Genomic DNA, 24,586 nt, shown 5'->3' with positions numbered 1-24,586 from the left:
GCCCTAGCGCTTATACCCATTGCGCTAGCAGCTATCAAAACAGAAGCTAACACCGGCTGCAAGAACTCAGGCTTCCGAAGCATCCAGCGCCGCGAAGCGCACGCTGAAGCACGCGCCTGGCGGGGTGGCGCCGGGGCGCACGTCTTCCACCACGATGCGCGCGCCGTGCTGGCGGGCGATTTCCTGCACGATGGGCAGGCCCAGGCCGGAGCCGTCGGCGTCGTTCCCCAGTGCCCGGTAGAAGGGCCGGAAGATCAGCTCGCGCTCGGGCTCGGGCACGCCGGGGCCGGAGTCTTCCACCTGCACCACCAGCACGCGGCCAAAGGTGTCGGCCAGCACGCGCGCCGTGACCACGCCGGGGCGCTCGGGGGTCGAGGGGGTGTAGTTGATGGCGTTGTCCACCAGGTTGCGCACCAGTTCGTGCAGCAGCGTGGGGTTGCCCAGCATGCGCACGCCGGGGGCGCCGGGCAGGGCGCCGTCGTAGCCCAGGTCAATGCCTTTGTCGAGCGCGCGCGAGATCGCGTCGTGCACCACGTCCACGGTGATCTGCGCCAGGTCGCAGGGGATCAGCGCCATTTGCGCGCTGCTGCTCTCGGCCCGCGCCAGCGCCAGCAATTGGTTGACGCTGTGGGTGGCGCGGATGCTCGAGCGCCCGATCTGCTCCAGTGAGCGCTTGATCTCTTCGGGGCTGGTGCCTGCGCGTTGCGCCAGGTCGGCCTGCATGCGCAGGCCCGCCAGGGGCGTCTTGAGCTGGTGGGCGGCATCGGCCAGGAAGCGTTTTTGGGTCGCCAGCGAGTCGTTCAGCCGGGTGAGCAAGTCGTTCACCGAGGCCACCAGCGGCGCCACTTCCAGGGGCACGGTCCGGTCGTCGAGTGGTGAGAGGTCGTCGGGCTTGCGCGCGCGGATGCGCTCTTCGAGCTGGTGCAGCGGCTGGATGCCGCGCGCCAGCGCCAGCCACACCAGCAGCACGGCCAGCGGCAGGATGATGAACTGGGGCAGCATGACGCCCTTGATGATCTCGGTGGCCAGCACGCTGCGCTTCTCGCGCGTCTCGGCCACCTGCACCAGCGCCAGCGGCGCATTGGGCAAGGACAAGCGTACCCAGATATAGGCCATGCGAATGTCCAGCCCGCGCAGCTCGGCGTCGCGCAGGTGCACGTCGCCGGTGCTGGGGGCTTCGTCGGCTGGCGGTGGCGGCAGCTCGCGCTCGCCCGAGAGCAATTCGCCGCGCGGCCCCAGGACTTGGTAATAGACCGTGTCGGAGTCGTCGGCGCGCAGGATTTCGCTGGCGGGCTGCGGCAGGTTGAACTGCGCCCTGCCGTGGCTGACCGAGACCAGCTGCGCCAGCGCCTGGGCGTTGTATTCCAGCGCGCGGTCAAACGGTTTGTTGGCAATGCCCTGCGCCACCAGCCAGGTCAGCGCCAGGCTCACGGGCCAGAGCAAGAGCAGCGGCGTGAGCATCCAGTCGAGGATCTCGCCAAACAGAGAGCGCTGCTCGCGCTGGAAGAGCTTCAAGATCGCGGCCCTGGTTTGGGGTGAAAAGTGGCTCTAACGCAGGATGGGAAAGCGCTATAAGCTACTGGATTAGTAGCAATAGGCGCCTGCTTTTTGGGGCGTATCGCCGCACCCTCGACGCAACATACTGGCGCGGCCTCGGCCAGCGGCCACCGTGCAAGGGCCGCCCCGCCGCACTGGTGGCGTCCCCCCTCCCGCAGCGCGAAGCGATGCGAGAGAGGGGGGATGGAGCGAAGCGACACAGGGGGGTGCTTCAATCAACTCGGAATCTTTTCCAGGCAATACCCCAGGCCGCGCACGGTGGCGATGCGGATCGGGCCCTTTTCAATCTTTTTCCGCAGGCGGTGGATATAGACCTCGATGGCGTTGTTGCTCACCTCTTCGCCCCATTCGCACAGGCGCTCGACGAGCTGGTCCTTGCTCACCAGGCGTCCAGCGCGCTGCAGCAGCACTTCGAGCAGGCCGAGCTCGCGCGCCGAGAGCTCCACCATCTTGCCGTCGATGGTGGCCACGCGCCCGGCCTGGTCGTACACCAGAGGCCCGTGCTTGATGGCGCTGCTGGCGCCGCCCATGCCGCGGCGTGCCAGAGCGCGTACGCGCGCTTCAAGCTCCTGGAGCGAAAACGGCTTGGCCATGTAATCGTCGGCGCCCAGGTCCAGGCCCTTGACGCGCTCATCCACGCTGTCGGCGGCGGTGAGGATCAGCACCGGCAACGCCGAGCCGCGCGAGCGCAGGCGCTTGAGCACCTCCAGCCCGTGCATGCGGGGCAGGCCCAGGTCGAGGATCAGCAGGTCGAACTCGTTGTTCGTCATCAGCGCGGCGTCGGCTTCGCTGCCACTGGCCACGTGGTCCACCACCGCGCCCGAGCTGCGCAGTGTGCGCAAGAGGCCATCGGCCAGCACTTGGTCGTCTTCAGCAATGAGGATGCGCATGCGGGTCTCCCGGATTCGACTTATGACCGGGCAAGAGTGCCCCTGCCTGCGATTCTAGGAGCGCCATTGGCCCGATGGTGCGCCGCTGCCATAGGTTTCCAGGCCAATGGCGACCACGGTGGCCACCGCATCGCCGACCTCGGCACGAAACTCTGCCTCGGCCTGCGCCACGGCGTCCTGAAACGCCTGCAGCCAATCCAGACCCGTGGGCGTGAAGCCGATGCGGCGTGCCCGGGCATCCGACGGGTCCGCCTCGCGGCGCACCAGGCCCCAGGCGGTGCACTGGTCCACCAGACTGGCCATGGCCTGCTTGGACATGCCGGCGCGCGCTGCCAGGTCGGTCAGCCGATCGCCGGCGAGCGACAAATGCCGCGTGATGTGAACGTGCGCGGCCCCCACCTGGTCGCGCGCCGCCAGGTTGGACAGCGCCAGCGGCACCTCGACATTGCGCGCCATGAGTTGCAGCACGCGCGCGTCAAAGCGGCGCAGCGCATCGCCCATCAAGCGGCCGAGGTGGGTCTGGCGCCAGGCGTCGGAGGGTGGGGAGACGGGCATGGAGGCGGGCATGGTTTATTGTCAGGCAAACTGACTATAAATCATCTTTACGGGAGAATACTTCGGCCCTACATTACTGGTCAAGCATCCAGTATTTCCCACGGGGTGCAGACAAAAACCTCGTCAACGCATTGAATTTCCAGGAGATTTCCATGAGCACCCCAACCAACCACAGCATGCCCGCCGACGGCGAAAAAGCACGTGCCCTGCAAGCTGCGCTGGCGCAGATCGAGAAGCAGTTTGGCAAGGGCACCATCATGCGGCTCGGCGAAGGCGAGGTGATCGAGGACATCCAGGTGGTGTCCACCGGCTCGCTTGGGCTCGATGTGGCGCTCGGCGTCGGCGGCCTGCCACGCGGCCGCGTGGTGGAAATCTATGGCCCGGAATCCTCGGGCAAGACCACGCTGACGCTGCAAGTCATCGCGGAAATGCAAAAGCAGGGCGGCCAGTGTGCTTTTGTCGATGCGGAGCACGCGCTCGACATCCAGTACGCGCAAAAGCTGGGCGTGAACCTGCAAGACCTGCTGATCAGCCAGCCCGACACCGGCGAACAGGCGCTGGAGATCGTCGACAGCCTGGTGCGTTCGGGCGCGGTGGACCTGATCGTCATCGACTCGGTCGCGGCGCTCACGCCCAAGGCCGAAATCGAGGGCGACATGGGCGACAGCCTGCCCGGCCTGCAGGCGCGCCTGATGAGCCAGGCGCTGCGCAAGCTGACCTCGACCATCAAGAAAACCAACTGCATGGTCATCTTCATCAACCAGATTCGGATGAAGATCGGCGTCATGTTCGGCAGCCCCGAGACCACCACCGGTGGCAACGCGCTCAAGTTCTACGCCTCGGTGCGGCTCGACATCCGCCGCATCGGCTCCATCAAGAAGGGCGAGGAAGTCATTGGCAACGAAACCCGCGTCAAGGTGGTGAAGAACAAGGTCTCGCCCCCGTTCAAGACGGCCGAGTTCGACATCCTGTTTGGCGAAGGCATCTCGCGCGAGGGCGAAATCATCGACATGGGGGTAACCGCGCGCATCGTTGAAAAATCGGGTGCCTGGTACGCCTACAACGGCGAGAAGATCGGCCAGGGCCGTGACAACGCGCGCGAATTCCTGCGCGAGAACCCGCAACTGGCGCGCGAGATCGAGAACAAGGTGCGCGACAGCCTGGGCGTCGCCCTGCTGCCGGCTGGCGCGCCGGTGCTTGCGGTGCCCGGCGACGATGCCGCCGATGGCGTGGTGCCGGCACCAGTGTCTGCGCGGGGCAAGAAATCAGAAGAAAAAGTCGCTTGAGCGCTTACCCAGTAAGCGCTAGAAGCTACAAATTCAGGAGTCTCTAGGCAGTGCGCACCCCGCCGCCTTCGCTCAAGGGCCGGGCGCTGCGCCTGCTCTCGCAGCGTGAGCACTCGCGCGCCGAACTGGCACGCAAGCTGGCGCGGCATGTGCAGGACGGCGACGACCTCGCGGCCGTGCTGGACGACCTTCAGGCCAAGGATTTCATCAGCGAGCAGCGGGTGGCCGAGTCCGTGGTGCACCAGCGGGCGGGCCGCATGGGGCTCATGCGCATCCGCCAGGAACTGCAGGCCAAGGGGCTCTCGGGCGAGGCGGTGGAGCAAGCCCTGGCGCCCTTGCAGGGCACCGAGCTGGAGCGTGCCGGCGAACTGTGGCGCCGCAAGTTCGCCGAGCCGCCCGCCGACGCCTCGGCGCGTGCCAAGCAGATGCGTTTTTTGATGGCGCGCGGCTTCTCGGGGGACGTGGCCTCGCGCGTGCTGCGCATGGCAGACCGGGACGAGGCCTAGCGCCGTTTCGCGGCGTCCGCCGCTTGGAACAGGTCTCTTAGAGGCCGAAAATCAACCGCAGGTTTTGCACCGCCGCGCCGCTGGCACCCTTGCCCAGGTTGTCCAGTCGCGCCACCAGCACCGCGTGCCGGTAGGCCTCGTTGGCGTACACGCGCAGTTCCAGCGCGTTGGTGCCGGCCAGCGCGGGCGCGTCGAGCTTGCCGTTGTCCGTGGGCGGCAGTACGCGCACCCACTGCTCAGGCGTGTTGCTGCGGGCGTAATGCGCGGCCAGCGCGTCGTGCAGATCGGCTGCCTTGGGCTGGCCGGGCAGCAGGTCCAGATGCAGCGGCAGCTCCACCAGCATGCCCTGGCGGAAATTGCCGACGGCGGGAATGAAAATAGGCCGGCGCGTGAGGCCCGTGAACTGCATGATTTCCGGCAAATGCTTGTGCGTCAGGCCCAGCGCATACAGTTCGAAGGCCGGCGCTGCGCCCGCCTCGTAGGCTTCAATCATGCTGCGCCCTCCGCCCGAGTAGCCGCTCACCGAGGGCAGGCACAGCGGGTGGTCGGCAGCCACCAGGCCCGCATCGACCAGGGGGCGCAGCAGCGCAATGGCGCCGGTGGCGTAGCAGCCGGGGTTGGAGACGCGCGCCGCCGCTTGCACCGCCTGCGCCTGACCGGCGCACAGCTCCGGAAAGCCGAACACCCAGCCCGGTGCTGTGCGGTGCGCGGTGCTCGCGTCGATGATCTTGGTGCGGCGCCCTCCCGCGGCTTCAATGGAATCGACCAGCGCCACCGTCTCGCGCGCGGCGTCGTCGTGCAGGCACAGGATGACCAGGTCCACCTGCGCCAACAGGGCCCGTTTGGCAGCCGGGTTCTTGCGCTCTTCGGGGGCAATGCTGATCAGGTCAATGGCGTCCATGCCCTGCAGACGCTCGCGAATTTGCAGCCCCGTGGTGCCAGCTTCGCCGTCGATGAATACCTTGACCATGCGTGTTCCTCGGTGTGTACGGATGCAGCAGCAGCGCCGCGTGTAAGCTCCCAACAAGATTGGTGCGTTGCAACATGATACAGTCGCTGGCTGCCATGTCCACCGCCCGCCGCCAGACATGCATTCATGGCAGACGGGTGAAATTCCTTTCCTGAGAAAGTCCTCATGAAGATTCACGAATACCAAGCCAAGGAAATCTTGCGCCAATTTGGTGTGCCCGTTCCGCGCGGCATTCCCGCATTCACCGTTCAGGAAGCCGTCGAAGCTGCACAAAAGCTCGGCGGGCCGGTCTGGGTCGTCAAGGCGCAGATTCATGCCGGCGGTCGCGGCAAGGGTGGCGGCGTGAAGGTCGCCAAGAGCATCGACGACGTCAAGCGCCTGGCCGGCGAAATCCTGGGCATGCAGCTCAAGACGCACCAGACCGGGCCCGAGGGCCAGAAGGTGCGCCGCCTGTACATCGAAGATGGCGCCGACATCCAGAAGGAATACTACGTCTCGCTGGTCACCGACCGCGCCACGCAAAGCGTTGCCTTCATCGCGTCGAGCGAAGGGGGCATGGACATCGAAGAAGTGGCCCATTCCACGCCCGAGAAAATCATTACCGAGTACATCAACCCGCTCAAGGGCCTGGGCGACGAGCAGGCGCGCAAGATTGGACGCGGCATCGGCTTGCCCGAAGCTTCGATGGACCAGGCGGTAGACCTGTTCCAGAAGCTCTACAAGTGCTACATGGACACCGACGCCTCGCTGGTCGAGATCAACCCCCTCAACCGCGACAGCCAGAACAAGCTCACGGCGCTGGACGCCAAGTTCAACTTTGACGCCAACGCGCTGTTCCGCCACCCCGAAATCGTGGCGCTGCGCGATCTGGACGAAGAAGATCCGGCCGAAGTCGAGGCTTCCAAGTTCGACCTGGCCTACATCAGCCTGGACGGCAACATTGGCTGCCTGGTCAACGGCGCGGGCCTGGCCATGGCCACCATGGACACCATCAAGCTGTTTGGCGGCGAGCCGGCCAACTTCCTCGACGTGGGCGGTGGCGCCACCGCCGAGAAGGTGACCGAGGCCTTCAAGATCATGTTGGCGAACAAAAATGTCAAAGGCATTCTGGTCAACATCTTCGGCGGCATCATGAAGTGCGACACCATCGCCACCGGCGTGATCACCGCCTGCAAAGCGGTGAACCTGTCCGTGCCGCTGGTGGTGCGCATGAAGGGCACGAACGAAGAGCTGGGCAAGAAGCTGCTGGCCGAGTCCGGCCTGCCGATCATCGCGGCCGACACCATGGCCGAAGCCGCTACAAAAATTGTAGCTGCCGTCAAGTAATGACCTTGGGGACAGATCTTTAGCGCTGTCCCAAACTGACTAGGACAAGAAACATGTCGATCTACATCAACAAAGACACCAAGGTCATCACCCAGGGCATCACGGGCAAGACCGGCCAGTTCCACACGGAAAAGTGCCAGGAATACGCGAACGGCAAGAACTGCTTCGTCGCTGGCGTGAACCCGAAGAAGGCCGGCGAGTCGATCTTCAACATCCCGATTTACGCCTCCGTCAAGGAAGCCGCACACCAGACGGGCGCCACCGTCTCGGTGATCTACGTGCCGCCCGCGGGCGCCGCTGCCGCCATCTGGGAAGCTGTGGAAGCCGATCTGGACATGGCGATCTGCATCACCGAAGGCATTCCAGTGCGCGACATGCTGGAAGTGCGCAACAAAATGCGCGCCAAGGAAGCCGCCGGCGGCAAGAAGACGCTGCTGCTGGGCCCCAACTGCCCCGGCATCATCACGCCCGATGAAATCAAGATCGGCATCATGCCCGGCCACATCCACCGCAAGGGCCGCATCGGCGTGGTCAGCCGCTCGGGCACGCTGACGTACGAAGCCGTGGCCATGCTGACCGAAGTCGGCCTGGGCCAGTCCACTGCCGTGGGCATCGGCGGCGACCCGATCAATGGTTTGAAGCACATCGACGTGATGCAGGCGTTCAACAACGACCCGGACACCGACGCCGTCATCATGATTGGCGAAATCGGCGGCCCCGACGAAGCCGAAGCCGCGCGCTGGTGCAAGGCCAACATGAAGAAACCCATCGTCGGTTTCATCGCCGGTGTCACGGCCCCCGCAGGCAAGCGCATGGGCCACGCCGGCGCGCTGATCTCCGGTGGCGCCGATACCGCGGATGCCAAGCTGGCCATCATGGAAGAGTGCGGCTTTATCGTGACCCGCAACCCGTCCGAACTGGGCCATTTGCTCAAAGCGCAGTTGTAATTCCATTTTTAAATCAAACGATTACTTTGTCGGCTTCGCTTGCCGTACGCCTGTACTGCCTGCACTTCGCCTTCGCGTACTCGATTGATTGAGAAACGGAATAGGCGCCGCGCCACCCTCCGAAAACCCGCTGCGTGCGGGTTTTTTTTGTTGTCGAGACCGGCAGCACCGTCCTGCACGTACAACGGGCGCAAAAATTGCTTGTTTTTTGGCCAAGATCGATGGTTGGCAACGCGTTCGGAGGGAGCACCACTGTGGCAAGCAAGCAAAACGCGCACCGGGTTCATCCGGCGCCACGGTATGGTGCGCCGGATGCGGCATTGTGGCGGCGCGATGCGCTCTGGCCTGTGGCGTCTGCCGCACTGGCGGTGCTGGTCTGCGTCGCTACAGGCTTGGTGCCGCTGCCGCCATCGCTGCTGGTTCTGGCGGCATTGCTGGTGGTGCTGGCCTGCCTCGCCCTGCTGCCGCTGCTGCGCGTCTGGCCGGGCGTTCTGGCCGGCGTCGGGGTAGCGGGTATTTGTGTCGCGGTGGGATGGAGCCAGGGCCGGATGCTGGCCTTGCCGCTGCTGGCGCTCTTTACCGGGCACTACACCTACCTCGCGCGGCGTGCGGCCAAGGGTGAGGTTGCCGCAGCGCGCAATGGCGGCACGGCGCTGCAAGACGAGGTGCGCCGTCTGGCGAGCGACTTGAAAAATCAAGGCAAGCTCGACGCCGCATTCGACAAACTTGTGCAGTTGCCGGTGCGCGGCGAGGTGCTGCGCGATCTGTACCACCTGGGCAAAGCTTTTGAGCGCAACCGCTCATTTGAAGGGGCGCGTGGCGTTTTTGCCCACCTGGTCGCACACGCCCCGCTGTACCGCGATGCCGGAGCTCGCCTCGGGCGCGCGGAGCGTCTGGCGGAAGTAGAACGCCAGGCAAAAGGCCTGCCCAGCGCACGGCCGCAGGGAGCCGAAGCCTTCGCTGCACCCCAACACCTGGGCCGCTATGAGATCGACGGTGAACTGGGGCGCGGTTCCATGGGCCGGGTGTATGCAGCGCACGATCCGGTGATTGGCCGGGCCGTCGCCCTCAAGACGCTCGCGTTGGGCAGCGAATTCGAGGGCGCCGCCCTGGTGGATGCCCGCGCCCGGTTTTTTCGCGAGGCCGAGTCCGCCGGCCGTCTGCAGCATCCCCAGATCGTGGCGATCTACGACGCAGGCGACGAACAAGGCCTTAGCTGGATTGCCATGGAGCGGCTGCGTGGCAAGGATTTGTCACACGCAGTCCAGCCAGAGCATTGGCTTGCGGTGCCCATCCTGCTGTCCATCGCTGCGCGTGTTGCCGACGCGCTCGACTATGCCCACCAGCACCAGGTGGTGCACCGCGACATCAAGCCCTCCAATATCCTGTACGACGCTGGAACGGACACCGTCAAGGTGACCGATTTCGGTATTGCGCGCATTACGGACAACAGCAAGACCCGTACGGGTCTTGTATTGGGAACGCCAAGCTTCATGGCGCCAGAGCAGATCGTGGGAACCAAGGCAGATGGCCGCTGCGATATCTATGCGCTGGGCGTGACGCTGTACCAGCTGCTGACGGGCCGCCTGCCGCTGCGCGGCGAGTCCATGAGCGCTCTGATGCACGCCATTGCGAACGAGGTGCCGGCTGACGTGCGCACGCTGCGCGCGGACCTTCCGGAATCGGTCGCCATGGTGGTAGCGCGTGCCTTGCACAAGAACCCCGGCGCACGCTTTCAGACCGGGGCGCAAATGGCGGCCGCCCTGCGCGAGGCCAGCTCGGGAATGCGCCCGTCTGCGGATGCGCATTTCGGCCCCCCACTCGACTATGATGCGCGGACAGATTTTCACAAATACCCCATGGCGGACTTCCCAGACACAGTGTTCGACAGCGCGGCCGCGCCGGCAGCACCCCACGCCACGCGTTCGAGGATCTGATGAGTGCGGTGTCGCTGAGCTACGAGTTTTGTGCGCGTACCGATACGGGTCGTGTACGGGCCAACAACGAAGACGCGGTAGGCGTCGATTCGCAGGCCCAACTGGCGATGCTCGCCGACGGCATGGGTGGCTACAACGCGGGTGAAGTGGCCAGCCGCATGGCCATCGACTTCATTCAGAGGGAAATGGCGCGCTGGCTTGCCCAGGCGGGCCCGCGGGCCAAATCGTTCGATCTGCGCCGGGCCATGGAAATATGCGTGGACAACGCCAACCAGGCCATCCTGGAGGCTGCCGAGTCCAATATGCAGTACACCGGCATGGGCACTACCTTGGTGGTTGGTGTTTTTCAAGGCCCGCGTCTCATGCTGGGGCATATTGGCGACTCCCGTTGCTACCGCCTGCGCGAAGGCGTGCTGGAGCAGATCACGCGTGACCATTCCTGGCTCCAGGAGCAGATAGACGCTGGCCTGATCACGCCGCAACAGGCGGCGGTGTCTGCAAGTCGCAATCTCGTCACCCGTGCGTTGGGGGTCGAAGAACTGGTTTTGCTCGAAGTGAATGAATTCGAGGTGCAGCCGGGCGACTTGTATCTGCTGTGCTCCGATGGGCTGAGCGAAATGGTGCGCCACGCGGAGCTTGCCGCCCTGCTTGCGCCGCGCAGCTCGCTCGAAGAGAAGACCGAGCGGCTGATTGCGGCCGCCAACAGCCAAGGCGGGCGCGACAATATCAGTGTGGTCTTGGTGAAAGCGAGCATGGGCCCGCGCAAACAAGGCTTGATGTCGCGCTTGCTGCGCGCCTGATCACCTGTGCCGCAACGAATCCAACACGTAAGCCAATACATCGGGAGTGGGACATGCCAAGAATGGTTGTTTCGATTGACGGGGTCGTCATCAAGGAAGTGGAGCTCACCAAAGAGCGGACCACGTTGGGGCGGCGCCCTTACAACGACATCGTGATCGACAACCTGGCCGTGAGTGGCGAGCATGCGGCCTTTCACATGGCCGGCAACGACGTCGCCATTGAAGACCTGCACAGCACCAACGGCACCTACGTCAACGGCAAGGCCGTGATGCGGCACGAATTGCGCAACGGCGACACGCTCGAAGTCGGCAAGTACAAAATCCGCTTTTTCAACGAGGCGGAAGACCCCCAGTTTGAGAAAACCATGGTGTTCAAGCCCGGCATGGTGTTGCCGGCAGTCGCTGCGCGCAGTGCTGCTCCCACCACCGGCCCGGCGCCGCTGTCAGGGTTTGGAAGTGCGGGGGGTACGGTCATTACTGCCGTCATCCGGGTGCTGTCCGGCCCTGCGACAGGCCGTGAGGTGGCGCTCACCAAGGTGGTCACCACCATTGGCAAACCCGGGGTAGCCGTGGCATCGGTGACCCGGCGCCACCATGGCTTCGTATTGGCGCATGTCGAGGGCCCCGAGCCTCCCGAACTCAACGGAGCGCGGATTGGCAACGATCCCGTGCCCCTGAAAGACGGCGACCGCCTGGCGCTGGCAGGGACGGAAATGCAGTTCGTTCACGTGTGAGCCAGAGCGGCTGACGCGCGCAGCCTGCCTGCACCGTGGCACCGCGATGGGCCAGCCTCCTGCAGCGGCGCTGGCGCCGGATGGTGTGGGTGCTCGCGCCCGTTGTGCTGGGCGTGCTGCATGCGTCAGGCGGCGTATCGTTCCAGTTTCTCGAGCGGCTTGAGCACCTGCTGTACGACGTGCGCCTGCGTGCGACGTTGCCGCATACGCCCGACGGGCGCATCGTCATTGTCGACATTGACGAAGCCAGCCTGCAGCGCGTCGGCCAATGGCCCTGGGGCCGGGACAAGATGGCGGCGTTTGCCAACGAGCTGTTCCAACGCCAAGAGATCGCGGTGCTGGGCTTCGATGTGGTCTTTGCCGAGGCCGATACCAGCTCTGGCCTCGCGCGCCTGAACGAGCTGGCACAAGGCCCGCTCAAGAGCCAGCCTGGCTTTGCACAAGCCTTGACTGGCCTTGCACCCACGCTCGACTATGACGCGCGCTTTGCCGGTGCGATGGACACGCAAAATGCCGTGCTCGGCTACTACTTCACCAGCGACCGCGATGGCCAGGGGCGTGGTGCCCTGCCGCCCCCTGCGCTGACGCTGCAGCAGATGGGGGGAAGCCTGCTCAACGCTACTGTCTGGAGCGGCTTTGGCAGCAACCTTGCCGTCCTGGCGCAGGCGGCTCCAGCAGCAGGTTTCTTCAATACCATGAGCGATGAGGACGGTGTCGTGCGCTCATTGCCTCTGCTGGCGGAGTACCAGGGTGCTTACTACGAATCGTTGGCGCTAGCCGTCTACCGTACCTTCCTGGGCGGCGCCAATGTGGTGCCGGCGTTTGCTACGGAACCAGTGCCGGGCGAGCGCAACTTGCTGCGCGGCGTCGAGCTGCACGCAAGTGGCGGGCGGAAATTCCTCCCGGTGGACGAGGAATTGGCAACGCTCGTGCCCTACCGCGGGCCGGGTGGGCCCAGTGGTGGATCTTTTCGGTATATCTCGGCGGCTGACGTGCTGCAAGGCAGGCTGCCCGCCGGCAGCCTGCGCGGCAAAATTGTGCTGCTGGGCTCCACGGCGCCGGGCCTGCAGGACCTGCGTGCGACGCCTGTCGGGCGCGCGTACCCCGGTGTGGAAGTGCACGCCAATGTGCTCTCGGGGTTCCTGAGCGGGAAGGCGATTTATCGGCCCGACTACGCCACCGCCTTTGACGTATTGCAAATCGTCGTTGCTGGCGTGCTGCTGGCGCTGGTACTGCCTTTGCTCAGCGCCGCTCGTGCGCTGCTGCTGGCCGCCGCTGTACTGGTGGCCTTGGTAGGCCTTAATGCACAGCTGTATCTGGTCGACGGCTTGGCCTTGCCATTGGCGAGTGCGCTGGCCGTGGTGGTGGTGGCCACCGCACTCGACATGGCCCATGGCTACCTGACAGAGAGCCGCACCAAACGCAACCTGGCGCACCTGTTTGGCACTTACGTGCCCCCTGAACTCGTGGACCAGATGCTGCTCGCGCCCGAGCGCTACAGCATGCAGGCCGCCAGCCGCGAACTCACCGTGATGTTTTGCGATATGCGCGGCTTTACCGCCATGTCCGAGCGCATGGAGCCCGTGCAGCTCCAAGCCTTGCTCAACGACATCTTCAGCCGTCTCACGCAGGCCATTCGCGCGCATCTGGGCACGATCGACAAGTACATGGGGGACTGCGTCATGGCCTTTTGGGGCGCACCGGTGCCCACGCAGCAGCACGCCGCGCTGGCCGTGCAGGCGGCGCTGGACATGGTTGCTGCTGTCCAATCGCTCAACGCCCGCCACCGCGCCACCGGCCTGCCAGAGATCGGCATCGGCATAGGGCTCAATACCGGCCCCATGTGCGTGGGGGACATGGGCTCGGACATTCGCCGCAGCTACACCGTGATTGGCGACGCCGTCAACCTTGGCTCGCGCCTGGAAGGCTTGTGCAAAGTCTACGGCGTGGACATTGTGGCGAGCGAGGCAACCCGCCAGCAGGCGAGTGGTTTCGTCTGGCAGGAGCTCGACCGTGTGCGCGTCAAGGGCAAGGAAGACGCCGTCGCCATTTTTTACCCGCTCGGCCGGTTGGGGGAGGTCGCGCCTGATCAGATGCACAGGCTGGCGCAATGGAACGAGGCGCTCGCCAGCTTGCGCGCGCAGGATTGGGCGGCCTGCGATCGCCATGCAGAATCCCTGCGCCGCGCCGATCCTGAGAGCAAGCTGCTGGCCTGGTACGCCGAACGTGTGGCCATGCTGCGGGTGTTACCCTACCAGCCCGACTGGGACGGGGCGACCCGTTTCGATACCAAATAGCCGCAGCCCTATGAAAATCCGTGTGCTTGGTTGTTCCGGCGCCATCTCGCAAGGCTGCCGCACCACCTCGTTTCTGGTCAACCGCAACATCCTGATCGATGCGGGCACCGGCGTGGGCGACCTGACGCTGGACGAAATGGCGGCCATCGACCATGTGTTCCTCACCCACTCGCATCTGGACCACATCGCCGCCCTGCCACTGATGATCGATTCGGTGGCCGCCATGCGCAGCGCCCCGCTGCAGGTGCATGCGCTGCCGGAAACCATTGCCGCCCTGCGCGCCCATGTGTTCAACGGCACCATCTGGCCCGACTTCAGCCGTATCCCCAGCAGCGACAGACCCTTTTTGCGTTGCGTCCCTCTGGCCACTGGCGAAGTGTTGAGCGTGGCGGATGCTGTCCTCGAAGTACTGCCCGCGCTGCACACCGTGCCGGCCGTGGGCTATGCCGTGCAGGGCGAGCGCGGCTGGTGGGTGTTCAGCGGCGACACCGGGCGCAACCCGGCGTTCTGGCAGCGCGTGAATGCCTTGCCTGTTGCCATGCTGGTGATTGAGACCGCGTTCAGCCGGCGCGAACACCTGCTGGCCGAGCGCAGCCGGCATCTGTCGTCGGACACCCTGGCCCAGGAGCTGGCGCAGTTCCAGGGTGCGGCGAACTGCCCCATCTGCATCACCCACACCAAGCCGTCGGAAACGGCGCTCATCTATGAAGAAGTGTGCCGGTTTGACGCGCATGCGGCAGCGGGGGCGCCGGCCAGGCACGACATTCGGTGGCTGGAGGCGGGGCAGGAGTTTGAGGTGTAGGGGGGCAGCGCAAGGCACCACAAAAGACGGGCCGGGGCAAAGCGGCAGACTGAAGGTGACAAAAATGTGCAATCTGTGCGCAAACGTGTCACGTTGAGAGACTGCCAATTTGAAATGTCTCACCTCACGTGCCGTAAAAATCCTGGCACAGGATTTGCTGCATACCCTGTGCATTTGCAACTTTCCCTAGGGGGTTTTCATGAAGCGTTCTCTCCAACAAGGTTTTACCTTGATCGAATTGATGATCGTTGTGGCGATCATCGGTATCTTGGCCGCTATCGCTTTGCCTGCTTATCAGGATTACACGGTTCGGGCAAAGATTTCTGAAGGTGTGATCGCCGGCTCTTCTGCCAAAGGTGTGTTGAGCGAAGCGTTCCAATCTGACGGTGTGACAGGGTTGACAGCTGCTGCGACCGCAATCAATGCAACGCCGTATCAGCAAAAGGCATCAAAATATGTCCTGAACTACTGTGTATACAACGCAGCTGCTGGCGGTGCTCCAACTGCGGCAGACTGCGCTCCCTTCCCTGCAGCGGCGACCAACTGGACCATCTCGGTAGCAATTGCAGCCACTTCAGGCAATGGTATTCCCACCGGCCTGAACGGAAAGGCGTTTAACCTCCTTCCGAATGTCCAGGGCGCATTGCCTGTGGCAACTTCCGTCGGTGCTGTGGATTGGGCTTGCACTTCTGCAACCAACGTATCTGCAAACGGTCGCGGGCTGACCAATATAACGGTTAATGCTGCTCCGGTGCTGGCTAAATATATGCCGTCCGAGTGCCGTTGATCGTCAGGCGCAGCTAAGCGCCGGGTGAGAAACACAACGCCCGCTTTTGCGGGCGTTTTCGTTGATGATGGGAACCCCACGTCTTTCTCTCTCTCTCTCTCTTCATTTTTTGCTGCTGCCGTGCCTGAAGTTTCTGCTTTCCCTTCCGTATTCCACTCCCGCGGTGCCCATGCGCTGCGCGCCGCTGCCATCCATTTGCTGTTGTCTGCCACCGTGGCGGGCGTGGTTGCAGCGTTGGTGTTTGGCCTGTGGTTTCCCTCGCCGCTGCGCGAACTGGTGGGCGGCACGGAGTTGTTCTGGTTGATTGTCGGCGTCGATGTGGTCTGCGGCCCCTCGCTCACCCTGGTGGTGTTCAACCCCGCCAAGCCACGCGCCGAGCTGCGGCGCGATCTGGCACTAGTGGCGCTCATCCAGTTGCTGGCGCTTGGCTACGGTATTCATACGCTGGCACATGCCCGCCCGGTGGCGCTGGTGCATGAGGTGGACCGATTTCGCGTGGTGACCTATTCCGACCTGAACGAGGGCGAAGACGCGACTGTTCCCGATTGGGCCCAGCCCTGGAGCCTGGCGCGCCCGCGCACCGTGGGGCTTCGCCCTGTGAGCACTTCCGCCGAGAAGCTGGCCAGCATCGATGCCTCGCTGCAGGGCGTTGAGCCCAGCCAGCGCCCAAGCTGGTGGCAGGACTATGCGCTCAGCACCGCCCAGGTGCTGCAACGCGCCCGCCCACTGAGCGAACTGCGTGGCAAATACCCCAGCCAGGCGGCGCTGATGGATGCGGCGGTAGGGCGCGCATTGGCCAACCACAAGCCGGGCGAAACCACCGATGGCGCTGCGTTGCGCTGGCTGCCGCTGGTCAGCCGTCGAGCGATGGATTGGGTGGTGCTGATCGACCCGCACACCGCCCGCCTGCGCGGGTATGCCCATGTGGATGGTTTCTTTTGATTGAGCCCGCCTGCGGCGTGTGCGTGTCCTCGGCATTTCATACGCCTTGCACGGCGATGGAAGCGGGCAGGTGGTAGCATTTTCCTTTTGGTTGCGGCAGCCCGGCTTCGCGTGCCGGCATCCGATCCATCCAACAATTCGCCCCAGGAGACACCCCCCATGCTCACCCGCCGCCACCTCATCGCCTCCACGCTCGCTAGCGCAGCCCTTCCCCACCTGGCCTTCGCCCAGGCCATCGAAAAGCCCAAGCTCACCATCGCCGTCGGCGGCAAGAACCTGTTCTATTACCTGCCGCTGACCATTGCCGAGCAGTTGGGCTATTTCAAGGACGAGGGGCTGGATGTCACCATCGTCGACTTCGCCGGCGGCTCCAAGGCGCTGCAGGCCGTGGTGGGGGGCAGTGCGGACGTGGTGTCGGGTGCCTTCGAGCACACGGTGAACATGCAGTTGAAGGGCCAGCCCATGCGCGCCTTCGTGCTGCAGGGGCTGGCGCCGCAGATCGTGCTGGGCATCAACCCCAAGACCATGCCCCACTACCAGTCGGTGGCCGACCTGCGTGGCAAGAAGATCGGCGTCACGGCGCCGGGCAGCTCGACCAATGTGCTGGTGAACTACGTGCTGGCCAAGGCGGGCGTCAAGCCCAGCGAGGTCAGCTTTGTCGGGGTGGGCGCCAGCAACGGCGCGGTGGCGGCGATGCGCTCGGGGCAGATCGACGCGATCAGCAACCTCGACCCGGTCATCACGCTCTTGCAGCGCTCGGGCGACTTGAAAATCGTTTCCGACACGCGTCTCGTGTCAGAGGCCGAAAAGGTGTTTGGCGGCCCCATGCCGGCCGCCTGCCTGTATGCGCCGGAGCATTTCGTCCAGGCCAACCCTGGCACCGTGCAGGCGCTGACCAACGCCATCGTCCGCGCGGACCGCTGGATCCAGGCCGCCGGGCCGGGCGATGTGATCAAGGTGGTGCCCGAGAGCTATTTGTTGGGCGACCGGGCGATTTACATCGACGGTTTCCTGGCGGCGCAAAAGGCGCTGTCGCCCGACGGCATGTTTCCCCCTGCGGGCGCGCGCACGGCGTACCGCGCGCTGGCCAGCGTCGACCCGAAGATGGCGGCGGCCAAGCTCGACCTCGATGCCGTCTATACCAACGCATTCGTCAAGAAGGCACATGCCGGCAAGCGCTGAAGCGGCCGGCGAACCGGCGCTGCATTTGGCAGGCGTTGCCTGCACCTTCATCAGCAAGGACGCCCCCGGCCAGCGCTATACCGCTGTGCAGGAGGTGGATTTGCGTGTCGGCGCAGGCGAGTTCGTCAGCGTGGTCGGCCCCACGGGCTGCGGCAAGAGCACGCTGCTGAACGTGGCGGCCGGCCTGCTGGCGCCGAGTCTGGGCCGCGTGGCGGTGTTTGGCGAGCCGCTCGTCGGCCTGAACCGCCGGGCCGGCTACATGTTCCAGGCCGAGAGCCTGATGCCCTGGCGCACGGCGCTGGCCAATGTGGCTGCCGGCCTGGAGTTTCGTGGCATGCCGGCCAGGCAGGCGCAGGCCCTGGCCCAGGAGTGGTTGGGCCGTGTGGGTCTTGCGGGCTTTGGTGACCGCTACCCCCACCAGATGAGCGGCGGCATGCGAAAGCGCGCCAGCCTGGCGCAGGTGCTGGTGCTCGACCCGGACATCATCCTCATGGACGAGCCGTTTTCTGCGCTCGACATCCAGACGCGCCAGCTCATGGAAAACGAGGTGCTGCAGCTCTGGCAGGCCAAGCGCAAGGCGGTACTGTTCATCACCCACGACCTGGATGAAGCCATTGCCATGAGCGACCGCGTTGTGGTGATGAGTGCGGGGCCGGCCTCGCACCCCATGGGCGAATTCGTGATCGATATCGAACGCCCGCGCGACGTGGCCGAAATCAAGATGACCCGGCGTTTTCGGGAGTTGCATGCCGGCATCTGGGATGTCATGCGCGCCGAGGTGCTCAAGGGCTATCAGCAACAGTTGCAGAAAGCCGCCTAAGGCAATGCTGCACAAGCCCCTCACGCGCCGCGCATCCGTCCCTCGGGCGGTCTGCGGCGTTGCAAATCCTCGCCATAGCTGCGGCTATGACTGCGGTTTGCGCCTTGCATCCCATCCCGATGCACGGCGCGCGTCATCGCGGTGACTTATTCAGCATTGCCCTAAGGCAGTTTCGCAATCAAAGATATAACCGCGTTGCTTCGCCTTGCCGTACGTTCGTACTGTCCGCGGCATCGCGCCTTGTTCTCTCATTGATTGCAAACCTGTTTACGACCATGTGGCAAAAAATCAAACCCCGTGCGGCGACGTTGCGCGCCTGGCAGCTTGGCCTGCTGGTGCTGCTCTTTCTGTTCTGGGATGCCATGACCCGGCCGGGCTTCATCCCACCGTTCATGTTCGACAACGACCGCCAGGCAGCCTTCTTTTTCGGCCAGCCGCTGGCGGTTTTTAGGTGTATCTGGGCGTGGTTTGTCACCGATGCCGACATTTACCGCCATCTGGCCGTCACGCTCATGGAAACCGTCATGGCATTTGCCGTGGGCGCCGGCACCGGCCTTGCCTGCGGCCTGTGGCTGGCGCTTGCGCCCATGGCATCGGCATTGCTGGAGCCCTACATCAAGGCCTTCAACTCAATGCCGCGCATTGTGCTGGCGCCTATTTTTTCGGTGTGGTTTGGGCTCGGCATGGGCTCCAAGGTGGCGCTCGGCGTTACGCTGGTGTTTTTCATTGTCTTTTTCAATGTCTACCAGGGCGTCAAGGAAGTGAGCCCGGTGGTGCTCGCCAACGCCCGCATGCTGGGCGCGAGCCCGCGCCAGCTGCTGCGCCATGTGTACCTGCCCAGCGCCACGAGCTGGGTGTTCAGCTCACTGCACACTTCCGTGGGCCTGGCGTTCGTCGGCGCGGTGGTGGGGGAATACCTGGGCTCCAGCCAGGGCGTGGGCTACCTGATCCTGCAGGCTGAAGGCACTTTCGACATCAATACCGTGATGGCCGGCATTGTGGTGCTCACGGCGTTTGCCCTGGTGCTCGACGGCGCGGTCGGCCGTATCGAGCGGCACCTGATGAAGTGGCAGCCCAAGGCCGGCGAAGTCGAAAAGCTTTGACCCCTGTTAGCTTTCCCGGACGTTCCGATCCCCGGTCGGCTTCGCTGTCAGCGCTCGCAGTGCTGGCGGTCGCCTTGCCCTTCCTGTGGTGTTTCACCCGGCCGCCCTCCACCAACTTCTGGCCACTGGCAGCGAGCTGGCTGTGCGCTGCGCTGCTCTTGCTGGCATCGGCCGTGCAGAGATGGGTAGGTCAGCCCTGGAGTACGCGGCATTGGGCGCGCTTGCTGGCCGTGGGGCTGCTGTGTGCGGCGCTGGCCTCCAGTAGCATCGGGCTGGCGCAGTACTTCGGCCTGCACGGCGCGCTTGCCCCCTGGGTCTACGACGCACCGACCGGCCAGGCCATGGGCAACTTGCGCCAGCGCAACCAGCAGGCGACGCTGCTCAGTCTGGGCGTGTGGGCCTTGGTCTGGTGGGCGGCGCAAAGCAGAGCGGCAGGGCGGCCTGCTGCCCCGCGTTGGCGTGTGGCGGCCCTGTGGGCGGCCATGGCCTTGCTGGCGGTGGGCAGCGCGGCCACGGCGTCGCGCACCGGATTGTTGCAGTGGCTGTTGTTGCTCTGCCTGGCAGGGCTATGGCGAGAACGCCTGGGCGCCGGGGCGTGCAAGCTGCTCGCTGGCGGGCTGCTGCTGTATGTCCTGGCAGGCTGGATGCTGCCCGCGCTGCTGTGGCGCACTGCGGGCGTCCACGGCAGTGGGGTCTTCACGCGCGTGGCGGCCTCTTACGGCTGCGGCAGCCGGCGCGTGCTGTGGTCCAACGTGCTCGACCTGATCGCCCTGCGGCCCTGGCTGGGTTGGGGCTGGGGGGAGCTCGACTATGCCCACTACACCACGCTGTTTTCCGGCGAGCGCTTTTGCACGCTGCTGGACAACGCCCACAACCTGCCGCTGCATCTCGCCGTGGAGCTTGGCCTGCCCGCCGCGCTGACGGCTTGCGCCATCGCCGGTGCGCTGGTCTGGCGTGCCCGCCCCTGGCAGGAGACGGCACCGCAGCGCCAGCTCGCCTGGGGCATTCTGCTGGCGATCACGGCGCACAGCATGCTGGAGTTTCCGCTCTGGTACGGCCCGTTCCAGTTGGCGGCGTTGTGCGCGCTGGGCTTACTGTTCACGCCGGAGTCAGCGAAGAAATTCAAGGAAAAATGGCCTCTAGCGCAATATCTACAAGCACTTGCAGCTATCATTTTAATAGTTATTGTGGGTGCTGTGGCGCGCCAGTACGCTGCGGTAAGCCAGCTCTATTACCCGCTGTCCGAGCGCAGCGCGGCTTTGCGCCTTGATGCCCAGGGGCGCGTCGTGGGGGCGCCGCTGTTTGACGATGCGGCCCGCTTTGCCTACCTGACGACGCAGACCGTGATCCCCGCCAATGCAGCCCAGGTGCATGCCATGGCCAGCGATCTGCTGCACTACTCGCCCGAGCCTCGGGTGATCGAGCGCCTGATCGAGAGTGCCGAACTGCTGGGCCTTGCCGACGAGGCGCAGTTTCACCGCCGGCGCTACGCCGCCGCGTACCCGGTGGACTATGCGCGCTGGCTGCGTGGGGGCAAGGCATCGGGGGCGCTGGGCCACTGAGCCCTGGTTTCACGGCTGCGCGCCCGCCACGAAACTCCCCGACTTGCCGCCATGCTTTTCCAGCACGCGCACGCCGTGGATGGACATGCCCCGGTCCACTGCCTTGCACATGTCGTAGATGGTGAGCAGGGCCACCTGCACCGCGGTGAGGGCCTCCATCTCCACGCCCGTGGGCCCCACCGTTTCTACCGTGGCGGTGCAGGCAATGCCAATGGCGCCCGGTTGCTGCGCGCTGGCGGGGCCGAAGTCCAGCGCCACGCGGGTGAGGGCGAGCGGGTGGCACAGCGGAATCAAATCGCTGGTTTTTTTGGCCCCCTGGATGCCGGCGATGCGCGCGATGCCCAGCACATCGCCTTTTTTGGCGTTGCCCGCCTCGATCAGTGCCAGCGTGGCGGGCAGCATGTCGATGCGCCCCGTGGCGATCGCGATGCGGTGGGTGGCCGCCTTGGCGGCGACGTCGACCATATGGGCCTGGCCCTGGGCGTCGAAGTGGGTGAGTGCGGACATGGGCAAGAATGGCTGGCGCGGCGAACCTTCGCCGGAGCGGGCCATCATACGAAACTTGTGCCCGCCACGATGGCGGCGCAGGTCGCGAGGCGCCGTGTGCCGCCCAGGTTCTAAGATCGCCACCACATTCCAAAGGTTTTTGATGCGAATTTGGCCTCTATCGCATATTTTTCGGATGTTTATAGCTATTTGTTTTATAGCAAATAGCAGCTTGGCAGCGGCACAATCGCTCGGCACAGCCCGCCTGCCCACCTTGGGCGACGATGGCGAGATGAGCGCCAGCGCCGAGCGGCGCCTGGGCGACGACATTGCCCGCGAGCTCTACCGCGATCCTGACTACATCGACGACCCGCAATTGCTTGAATACGTCGGCACCATCTGGCAGGCGCTATTGGGGGCGGCGCGCTCGCTGGGCGAGATTTCGCCGGAGCTGGACGAGCACTTTTCCTTTGAGCTCTTTCTTGAGCATGACCGCACGGTCAACGCCTTTGCCCTGCCGGGCGGCTTCATGGGCGTGAACCTGGGCTTGATCGGCGTGGTGGCCACGCCCGACGAGCTCGCCTCGGTGCTGGCACACGAGCTCAGCCACATCACCCAGCGCCATATTGCGCGCCTGATCGGCCGGCAGGCGAAGACCATGCCGCTGATGCTCGGCGCCATGGTGCTGGGCATTCTGGCGGCCAGCAAGAACCCGCAGGCGGCGCAGGCGCTGGCGGTCGGGGGCCAGGCGCTGGTAGTGCAGAACCAGCTCAATTTCTCGCGCGACATGGAGCGCGAGGCCGATCGCGTGGGCATGGGCCTGATGGTGCCGGCCGGATTTTCTCCGCGGGGTTTTGTCGACATGTTCGACAAGCTGCAGCAGGCCAACCGCATCAACGACAACGGCTCATGGCCCTATTTGCGCAACCACCCGCTGACCACGCAGCGCATTGCCGACATGCAGGCGCGCCAACCGCGCGACGCCGTGCCGCCGCACGCGCCGGGGGCGTTCTCGCTGGAGGCCCACGGATTGCTGGCGGCGCGTGCGCGCGTGCTTGCCGGGCCAGGGGTGGACGCGCTGCGCCAATGGGAAGACGCGCCCGCGGACCGGAGTTTTGCCACGTTGGCGCCCGCCGAGCGCGCGGCGACCTTGTATGCCGGGGTGCTTGCTGCCAGTCAGCTCAACCAGCCAGCCACTGCGCGCAGCCTGCTGGCGCGCCTGCGGCCCCTGGTCGCGCAGGATGCGGCGGCCAGCCGCCAGGTGCGGCTGCTGGCCGCCGATGTCGCGTTGCGCGCGGGCCAGCCGGAGGCGGCGCTGCCTGAGCTGCTGGCCACAGGTGCAAGCCAGCAGCGGCCCGAGTTGCTGCTGCGCGCGCAGGCCTTGCTGGCGCTTGGCAGGGCCAGCGAAATCTCGGGCGACTTGCAAAGCTGGGTGGCGCTGCATCCGCACGATGCGGGGGTGTGGCAAGCGCTTGCATCGAACTTGCATGCACAAGGCCAGGTGCTGCGCGCGGTGCGCGCCGAGGGCGAGGCGCGCGCCGCGCAGTACGACTACGCGGGGGCGGTGGACCGCTTCAAGGCGGGCCAGGCATTGGCCGCCAAGAGCAGCACGCCGGCGGACTACGTCGAGGTGTCCATCATCGACACCCGGCTGCGTGCCATGCAGTCACTTCTTCGCGAACAGGCCGCCGAGCGCTGATTCGATCACCAGGCCGAGCAGCGAATACAAGAGCGAGCCCAGCAGCGCCGCGCCAAAGCCGCTGACGTGAAAACCGTCCAGCACGCCGGCCGCAGCCCAGAACATCAGCGCGTTGATGACGAACAGGAACAGGCCCACGGTGACGATGGTGACCGGCAGCGTCAGCACCACCAGCACCGGGCGCAGCACGGCGTTGAACAGGCCAATGACGAAAGCAGCAATCAGGGCAGAACTGAAGCTTTGCACCTGTACGCCGCTGTAGAGGTAGGCGACCGCCAGCAGCGCGCAGGCGCTGAGCAGCCATTTGGCGAGGATTTTCAACATGCGCTCAGCATAGCGCTTTCACGCCGTGGCAGTGCCGCGCCGGCGAGCAGCCCACTTGCCAATCGCCAGCACCAGCAGGGCACCGACGGCGCCGGCCCCGTACTTGATGGCGCCGCTGCTCTGGTCGAGCTTGGGCAGCGATGCCAGGGTGTCCGGGCTTGCCAGCGCCGGGTCGGAGACCAGCATGGTCCCGGCGATCCAGCCGAGCAGCATGCCTCCAAAGGTGATGATGGTGGGAAAGCGGTCCATCAGCTTGATCACGAGCTGGCTGCCCCAGACGATGATGGGAATGCTGATCACCAGGCCAAAAATCACCAGCGGCATTTCATGGTGGCTGGCCGCGCCCTGGGCGGCGCCAGCAATGGCAATCACGTTGTCGATGCTCATCACCAGGTCGGCCACGATGATGGTCTTGATGGCGGCGAGCAGCTTGTCGCTGGCGGCGATGTTGCTGTGGCCGTCGTCCGGGTCGGGCGCCAGGAGCTTGACGCCGATCCAGACCAGCAGCAGTGCGCCGGCGATCTTGAGAAAGGGAATCGCCAGCAGGGTGAGGGCAAAGTAGATGAGCACCACGCGCAGCACGATGGCGCCCGCCGTGCCCCACAGGATGCCGCGGGTGCGCTGCTCGGGTGGGAGCTTGCGGCAGGCCAACGCGATGACGACAGCGTTGTCACCGCCCAGCAAGATGTCGATCATCACGATCTGGCCAACGGCAACCCAGAATTCGGGGGTCAGGAACTGTTCCATGGAGTTTTCCAGTGAAGTGCAGGCCTGCCGGGAATGGGGCGGGACCGGCAATGCGCATGGCGCGCACAGCATGCCTTCGACCCGAGCCCCAGCAGGTTCTCGAACCGAAGGTCTTGCTCGACCCGGTAGTACCGGGCCCGACAGGCCGGGCGCTTGCGCGCCGTGTTGACGACTTGTCGATGTCCGCAGCGCCTGTTGCCAGAGCGTTTGCGGGCGGGAGCTACTCCCCTTCAGATGAACCCTGATTAAACCTGAAATCTGCGCACTACGGTGCGACACGGTCCGTCACGGGGCCTCATGGCCTGGAGGCGCGGCTGTGCAACCGCC

23 protein-coding genes are annotated in these 24,586 nt (G+C 65.0%); 16 read left to right on the top strand and 7 right to left on the bottom strand.

The annotated features are described in order from the left end of the window. Positions 1-66: 66 nt before the first annotated feature. The 3 genes from AC07ZH_RS17875 to AC07ZH_RS17865 all read right to left on the bottom strand — a co-directional run bounded on the left by AC07ZH_RS17875 (position 67) and on the right by AC07ZH_RS17865 (position 3,014). The gene (locus AC07ZH_RS17875) at positions 67-1,515 is read right to left on the bottom strand and encodes a sensor histidine kinase (protein ID WP_119109792.1); all 1,449 of its coding nucleotides are present in this window, start codon (positions 1,513-1,515) and stop codon (positions 67-69) included. A gap of 257 nt (positions 1,516-1,772) precedes the next feature. Beyond that, positions 1,773-2,447 (bottom strand): response regulator, encoded by a 675-nt coding sequence (locus AC07ZH_RS17870; RefSeq protein ID WP_119109793.1) that lies wholly within the window; start codon positions 2,445-2,447, stop codon positions 1,773-1,775. A 54-nt stretch (positions 2,448-2,501) separates the two neighbouring features. Beyond that, positions 2,502-3,014, bottom strand: a complete 513-nt coding sequence (locus AC07ZH_RS17865; RefSeq protein WP_495200758.1) for a MarR family winged helix-turn-helix transcriptional regulator — start codon at positions 3,012-3,014, stop codon at positions 2,502-2,504. Positions 3,015-3,154: 140 nt separating this feature from the next. Here AC07ZH_RS17865 and recA point away from each other — a divergent pair, with 140 nt between their 5' ends. After that, positions 3,155-4,288 carry a recombinase RecA gene (gene recA, locus AC07ZH_RS17860; RefSeq protein WP_495200757.1) on the top strand — a complete coding sequence of 378 codons (1,134 nt, stop codon included), beginning with the start codon at positions 3,155-3,157 and terminating at the stop codon, positions 4,286-4,288. A gap of 50 nt (positions 4,289-4,338) precedes the next feature. Continuing rightward, the gene (gene recX, locus AC07ZH_RS17855) at positions 4,339-4,794 is read left to right on the top strand and encodes a recombination regulator RecX (protein ID WP_495200756.1); all 456 of its coding nucleotides are present in this window, start codon (positions 4,339-4,341) and stop codon (positions 4,792-4,794) included. A gap of 37 nt (positions 4,795-4,831) precedes the next feature. Here recX and argC read toward each other — a convergent pair whose 3' ends face one another. After that, positions 4,832-5,764 (bottom strand): N-acetyl-gamma-glutamyl-phosphate reductase, encoded by a 933-nt coding sequence (gene argC / locus AC07ZH_RS17850; protein WP_495200755.1) that lies wholly within the window; start codon positions 5,762-5,764, stop codon positions 4,832-4,834. Positions 5,765-5,929: 165 nt separating this feature from the next. Between argC and sucC the strand changes: the two genes are divergently transcribed. The 13 genes from sucC to AC07ZH_RS17785 all read left to right on the top strand — a co-directional run bounded on the left by sucC (position 5,930) and on the right by AC07ZH_RS17785 (position 21,003). Then, on the top strand, positions 5,930-7,090 hold the full coding sequence (gene sucC, locus AC07ZH_RS17845; RefSeq protein WP_119109797.1) for an ADP-forming succinate--CoA ligase subunit beta: 1,161 nt from the start codon (positions 5,930-5,932) through the stop codon (positions 7,088-7,090). Positions 7,091-7,143: 53 nt separating this feature from the next. Further along, entirely contained in the window at positions 7,144-8,037 is an 894-nt protein-coding gene (sucD, locus tag AC07ZH_RS17840; protein ID WP_119109798.1) for a succinate--CoA ligase subunit alpha, read from the top strand. 254 nt (positions 8,038-8,291) lie between these two features. Next, a complete protein-coding gene (locus AC07ZH_RS17835; protein ID WP_495200754.1) occupies positions 8,292-9,974 on the top strand; it encodes a serine/threonine-protein kinase in 1,683 nt (560 codons plus the stop codon). Next, a complete protein-coding gene (locus AC07ZH_RS17830; RefSeq protein WP_495200753.1) occupies positions 9,974-10,774 on the top strand; it encodes a Stp1/IreP family PP2C-type Ser/Thr phosphatase in 801 nt (266 codons plus the stop codon). Before AC07ZH_RS17835 ends, AC07ZH_RS17830 begins: the two co-directional genes overlap by 1 nt. Positions 10,775-10,827: 53 nt before the next feature. Beyond that, positions 10,828-11,508 carry an FHA domain-containing protein gene (locus tag AC07ZH_RS17825; protein WP_495200752.1) on the top strand — a complete coding sequence of 227 codons (681 nt, stop codon included), beginning with the start codon at positions 10,828-10,830 and terminating at the stop codon, positions 11,506-11,508. 80 nt (positions 11,509-11,588) lie between these two features. After that, positions 11,589-13,805 carry a CHASE2 domain-containing protein gene (locus tag AC07ZH_RS17820; RefSeq protein WP_495200767.1) on the top strand — a complete coding sequence of 739 codons (2,217 nt, stop codon included), beginning with the start codon at positions 11,589-11,591 and terminating at the stop codon, positions 13,803-13,805. A 10-nt stretch (positions 13,806-13,815) separates the two neighbouring features. Further along, positions 13,816-14,607, top strand: coding sequence for an MBL fold metallo-hydrolase (locus AC07ZH_RS17815; RefSeq protein WP_495200751.1), 792 nt, complete (start codon positions 13,816-13,818; stop codon positions 14,605-14,607). 199 nt (positions 14,608-14,806) lie between these two features. Beyond that, positions 14,807-15,394 (top strand): pilin, encoded by a 588-nt coding sequence (locus AC07ZH_RS17810; protein ID WP_495200750.1) that lies wholly within the window; start codon positions 14,807-14,809, stop codon positions 15,392-15,394. Between the two features lie 120 nt (positions 15,395-15,514). Then, the gene (gene tfpZ / locus AC07ZH_RS17805) at positions 15,515-16,336 is read left to right on the top strand and encodes a TfpX/TfpZ family type IV pilin accessory protein (protein ID WP_495200749.1); all 822 of its coding nucleotides are present in this window, start codon (positions 15,515-15,517) and stop codon (positions 16,334-16,336) included. A 159-nt stretch (positions 16,337-16,495) separates the two neighbouring features. After that, complete coding sequence (locus AC07ZH_RS17800) at positions 16,496-17,518, top strand: ABC transporter substrate-binding protein (protein WP_495200748.1); 1,023 nt, start codon at positions 16,496-16,498, stop codon at positions 17,516-17,518. Further along, entirely contained in the window at positions 17,502-18,338 is an 837-nt protein-coding gene (locus tag AC07ZH_RS17795) for an ABC transporter ATP-binding protein (protein WP_495200747.1), read from the top strand. Before AC07ZH_RS17800 ends, AC07ZH_RS17795 begins: the two co-directional genes overlap by 17 nt. Before the next feature lie 275 nt (positions 18,339-18,613). Then, on the top strand, positions 18,614-19,441 hold the full coding sequence (locus AC07ZH_RS17790; protein WP_495200746.1) for an ABC transporter permease: 828 nt from the start codon (positions 18,614-18,616) through the stop codon (positions 19,439-19,441). Then, complete coding sequence (locus AC07ZH_RS17785) at positions 19,438-21,003, top strand: Wzy polymerase domain-containing protein (RefSeq protein ID WP_495200745.1); 1,566 nt, start codon at positions 19,438-19,440, stop codon at positions 21,001-21,003. Before AC07ZH_RS17790 ends, AC07ZH_RS17785 begins: the two co-directional genes overlap by 4 nt. Before the next feature lie 9 nt (positions 21,004-21,012). Here AC07ZH_RS17785 and moaC read toward each other — a convergent pair whose 3' ends face one another. Next, positions 21,013-21,510 (bottom strand): cyclic pyranopterin monophosphate synthase MoaC, encoded by a 498-nt coding sequence (gene moaC / locus AC07ZH_RS17780; RefSeq protein WP_119109908.1) that lies wholly within the window; start codon positions 21,508-21,510, stop codon positions 21,013-21,015. 142 nt (positions 21,511-21,652) lie between these two features. Between moaC and AC07ZH_RS17775 the strand changes: the two genes are divergently transcribed. After that, positions 21,653-23,188 carry a M48 family metalloprotease gene (locus AC07ZH_RS17775; protein WP_495200744.1) on the top strand — a complete coding sequence of 512 codons (1,536 nt, stop codon included), beginning with the start codon at positions 21,653-21,655 and terminating at the stop codon, positions 23,186-23,188. Here AC07ZH_RS17775 and AC07ZH_RS17770 read toward each other — a convergent pair. Beyond that, positions 23,156-23,509, bottom strand: coding sequence for a phage holin family protein (locus AC07ZH_RS17770; protein WP_495200766.1), 354 nt, complete (start codon positions 23,507-23,509; stop codon positions 23,156-23,158). The two genes, AC07ZH_RS17775 and AC07ZH_RS17770, sit on opposite strands and share 33 nt — an antisense overlap. Positions 23,510-23,530: 21 nt before the next feature. Continuing rightward, positions 23,531-24,259 (bottom strand): TerC family protein, encoded by a 729-nt coding sequence (locus AC07ZH_RS17765; protein ID WP_495200743.1) that lies wholly within the window; start codon positions 24,257-24,259, stop codon positions 23,531-23,533. Positions 24,260-24,586 lie beyond the last annotated feature (327 nt).

The organism is Simplicispira sp. GW247-4R2A, assembly GCF_059424465.1.
This window is presented reverse-complemented; position numbering and strand designations above follow the sequence as displayed.